Source organism: Enterobacter sp. EC_50 (assembly GCF_019584525.1).
Classification (GTDB): domain Bacteria; phylum Pseudomonadota; class Gammaproteobacteria; order Enterobacterales; family Enterobacteriaceae; genus Enterobacter; species Enterobacter roggenkampii.
Map to the genome: position 1 here is coordinate 1 of NZ_VDAF01000124.1, position 231 is coordinate 231.

The following is a 231-nucleotide window of genomic DNA, read 5'->3' on the forward strand; positions in this document are numbered from 1 at the left end:
CCATCCCAGATTATCGCCAACAAGGTAAAGTCGAGCACAAGTTAACTGATATCATTTTGTTAACAATTTGCGCGGTGCTTTCCGGTCAAGATGACTGGAAAGCTATCCATCTTTATGGCACTAGATGGTTAGATTTTCTCAAACGCTTTGGTGATTTTAGTCATGGTGTTCCCTCTGCCATTACCATTGCAAGAGTGATGGGAATGATTAGCGCGACACGCTTACAAAAGT

General features: G+C 42.4%; 1 protein-coding gene. It reads left to right on the forward strand.

Annotation, left to right across the window (positions count from 1 at the left end; translation table 11 throughout):
- Nucleotides 1–2: 2 nt before the first annotated feature.
- The coding region (locus FHC48_RS23930) for a transposase family protein (protein ID WP_310572873.1) at nucleotides 3–231 on the forward strand (229 nt) is incomplete at its 3' end.